The 3,244-nt window shown below is 74.7% G+C and carries 5 protein-coding genes; all 5 read right to left on the bottom strand.

Annotated elements, in window-relative coordinates; genetic code table 11:
• Positions 1-268: 268 nt before the first annotated feature.
• A complete protein-coding gene (locus HMPREF0731_RS12760) occupies positions 269-670 on the bottom strand; it encodes a hypothetical protein (protein WP_040613122.1) in 402 nt (133 codons plus the stop codon).
• Positions 667-993: a rod-binding protein gene (locus HMPREF0731_RS12755; RefSeq protein WP_007004557.1), complete on the bottom strand. Its 327-nt coding sequence runs from the start codon at positions 991-993 to the stop codon at positions 667-669. The genes HMPREF0731_RS12760 and HMPREF0731_RS12755 overlap by 4 nt, the downstream gene beginning before the upstream one ends.
• Positions 993-2,144, bottom strand: a complete 1,152-nt coding sequence (locus HMPREF0731_RS12750; RefSeq protein WP_007004556.1) for a flagellar basal body P-ring protein FlgI — start codon at positions 2,142-2,144, stop codon at positions 993-995. The genes HMPREF0731_RS12755 and HMPREF0731_RS12750 overlap by 1 nt, the downstream gene beginning before the upstream one ends.
• A 17-nt stretch (positions 2,145-2,161) precedes the next feature.
• On the bottom strand, positions 2,162-2,902 hold the full coding sequence (gene flgH, locus HMPREF0731_RS12745; protein WP_007004555.1) for a flagellar basal body L-ring protein FlgH: 741 nt from the start codon (positions 2,900-2,902) through the stop codon (positions 2,162-2,164).
• A gap of 17 nt (positions 2,903-2,919) precedes the next feature.
• A partial coding sequence (flgA, locus tag HMPREF0731_RS12740) for a flagellar basal body P-ring formation chaperone FlgA (protein WP_007004554.1) occupies positions 2,920-3,244 on the bottom strand: 325 nt, incomplete at its 5' end.

The raw sequence follows: 3,244 nt of genomic DNA, 5'->3' as shown, positions 1-3,244 counted from the left end.
GCCCCAGCCGGCGCGCCAGCTGCGCCGCCAGCACCACCATGCCCAGCACGGCGGCCAGCGCCGCCAGGGCGGTCATCGCCCATTCCCAGTTCATCAGCGGCCCGGCCTCCTGCCTCGCCTTGCGTCCTCTGGCCGGACCGGGCGGCGTTCTGCCGCGCGGAGTCCGACGGGCGCAATGCAGCAGGGCCGCGTTTCTCCCTTGTTAACCATTGCCATGGCCATTGGCGGCAGGGCGCGCGGCGGGCGGCACTCACCGCGCATGCCGGTCTCAGGCGTCGACGGAGACGGCGAAGGGCGCGGCGCCGAGCCGCGCCTGGCCGTTGCTCTGCGGCCCGTAGCCGGGGGCCGCGGAGGCCGGCTGCGCCACCGCCCCGGCGATGGTTTCGACCACCTGGGCCTGCAGCGCCAGGCCTTCCTCCAGCGCGCGGCGATTGGCCTCGACCTGCTGGCGCAGCTTGTCGACCAGATGCGCGAGATGCCCGCCGCCCTCGGCCGCCTGCTCCGGCGTCATGCGCGCCCGCGCCGCGACGAAGGCCTCCAGCGCCGCCGTCTTGGCCGGGCCGAGCGCCGCGGCGCCCACCAGGTCGCGCGCGGTCAGCGCCCGTGTCTCGGCGGTGATCACCGCGGTCAGCGCCAGGGTGACGCGCTCCAGCTCGGCGACGACGCTCATTCGCTCTCTCCCCCGCCGCGCGCCTGCAGGCGCAGCATCTCCTGCAACACCTGGCCGGCGATGCCGACACCGCCGGCCCGCGTCAAGCTGCGGCCGTATTCCTCGACCAGCATCGGCCGCCACTGCGCCTCGGCCGCGCCGCCGCTGAACAGGCCGTTGCTCGGCAGGGTGGCGAAGACCGGCTGCAGCAGCGCGCCCAGAACCTGCGCCTCGAACTGCTCGGCCGCCTTGCGCATCTCGGGCAGCGACTGGCCGCGCGGCGCGGCGGGGGCGGTGGGAAGCCCCGCCTGCGGCAGGCCGGCGGGCTTCGAGAGATCGGCCATCAGCGCACCTCCAGCTGCGCCTGCAGCGCGCCGGCGGCCTTGATGGTCTGCAGGATCGAGATCATGTCGCGCGGGCCGACGCCCAGATTGTTCAGCCCCCGCACCAGCTCCTGCAGCGACACGCCGGATTGCAGGATGCCCAAGCGCCGCTCCGACTGGTCGTCCACCTCGATGCCGGTGCGCGGCACCACCGCGGTCTGGCCGCCGGCCAGCGCGTTGGGCTGCACCACCTGCGGCGCCTCGGTGACGCGGATGGTCAGGTTGCCCTGGGCGATGGCCACCGTGCTGATGCGCACATTGGCGCCCATGACGATGGTGCCCGAGGCCTCCTCGATGACGACGCGCGCCGCCTGGTCGGGCTCGACGCGCAGCTGCTCGATCTCGGTGGCGAAGCCCACCGGGTCGCGGCCGACGAGCGAGACGGTGACGGTGCGCGGGTCGTTGGCGGCGGCCGCGCCGGCGCCGGCCATGCGGTTGATCGCCGCCGCGACGCGCCGCGCCGTGGTCAGGTCGGGGTTGCGCAGCGACAGCCGCAGCGTCGGCTTGTTGCCGAAGGCGAAGGGCACCTCGCGCTCGACGATGGCGCCGTTCGGGATGCGGCCCGAGGTCGGCACGCCGCGGGTGACGGAGGCGGCGGCGCCGCGCGCGGCGATGGCGCCGGTCGCCACCTGGCCCTGCGCCACCGCATAGACCTCGCCATCGGCGCCGTGCAGCGGCGTCACCACCAGCGTGCCGCCGCCGAGATTGGTGGCATCGCCCAGCGCCGAGACGGTGATGTCGACGCGGCTGCCATTGCGCGCGAAGGCGGGCAGGTTGGCGGTGACCATGACGGCGGCGACGTTGCGGGTGTCGAGCCGGTTCTCCTGGTCGCGCGTGTTGACGCCGAGCCGCTCCAGCACGCCGATCAGGGATTGCCGGGTGAAGACGGCGTTGCGCAGCCGGTCGCCGGTGCCGTTCAGCCCGACCACCAGCCCGTAGCCGACCAGCTGGTTGTCGCGCACCCCCTCGATATCGGCGATGTCCTTGACCCGCACGCTGCCGCCGGGCTGCGCCGCCGCCGCCCCCGCGAGGCCGAGCGCCAGCGCCAGCCCGAGCAGCAGCGCGCGGAGCGGCCGGAGGCCAGGACGGGAGGCAGGGGCGGAGCGGCGCATGGCGGTGTCTCCGGGGCTCAGAAGGGCAGGACGAGGTCGAGGAATTGCTGGCCGTAGCGCGGCTGCTGCACGTCCGAGATGATGCCGCGCCCGCCATAGGCGATGCGCGCCTCGGCCAGCCGGTCGTGCCGCACGGTGTTGTCGCTGGCGATGTCCTGGCTGCGGATGATGCCGCTCACCTGCAATTCGCGCAGCTCGTGGTTGACGCGCACCTGCTGGCGCCCGGCCACCACCAGATTGCCGTTGGGCAGCATCTGCACCACGGTCGCCGCCACGCGCAGCGTCACCGTCTCGTTGCGGTTGATGCTGCCGGTGCCCTCGGTGCCGCTGTTGCTCGCCGTCTCCAGCAGGTTGCCGGCGCCGCCGGGCAGGCGCGCGGCCATGCCGAGCAGCCGGGTGATGCCGAAATCCTCGTTGTTGGCGCGGCTGCGGGCGGTGGTGTTCTCGAGCTCCGCCTTGTCGGTGATCTGCACCAGCACCGTCACCAGGTCGCCCACCTGCGCCGCGCGCTGGTCGCGCAGGAAGGTGCGGCTGCCCGGGCGCCACAGGCTGTTGGTCTCGGGCAGCGGCGCCTGGGCGGGCGGCATCGGCATCGCCACCGTGCGCTCCAGCCCCGCCACCTGGGCCGGGTTCTCGATCGGCGCCAGCTGCGGGCCACGGCCGATCTCGGAGATCCGCTCCAGATTGCCGCAGCCGGCGAGCGCCAGGAGCAGCAGGCCGAGCGGGGCGGCGCGGGAGGTCAGGGGGCGGGCGTGCATGATGTTCTTCCTCCGCGTCAGCGCCGCACCAGGCCGGGGGCCTGGCCGCGCGCCGTGGCGGTCTGCGGCTCCGGCGCCGGGCCGAGGGCGCGCACCCGTCCGGGCGCCAGCACCTCGCCCAGCAGCACGGCGCCGTTGGACAGGTTCAGGATGGTGATGGTGGCGCCGAGCGCGCCATCCTCGAGCGCGCGGCCGCTGGTGGTGAGCGACAGGCCGGAGGCCTCGTGCACCAGCTGCACCACGCTGTCGCGCCGCACCGCGTGCTGCGCGGAAAGCTCCGACAGCGGCACCGGCTGGCCGGCGCCAAGCGGCCGGCCGATGCGGCGGCCCAGCACGGCGTCG

The sequence above is a fragment of the Pseudoroseomonas cervicalis ATCC 49957 genome (assembly GCF_000164635.1).
GTDB classification, from domain to species: Bacteria; Pseudomonadota; Alphaproteobacteria; order Acetobacterales; family Acetobacteraceae; genus Pseudoroseomonas; species Pseudoroseomonas cervicalis.
This window is presented reverse-complemented; position numbering and strand designations above follow the sequence as displayed.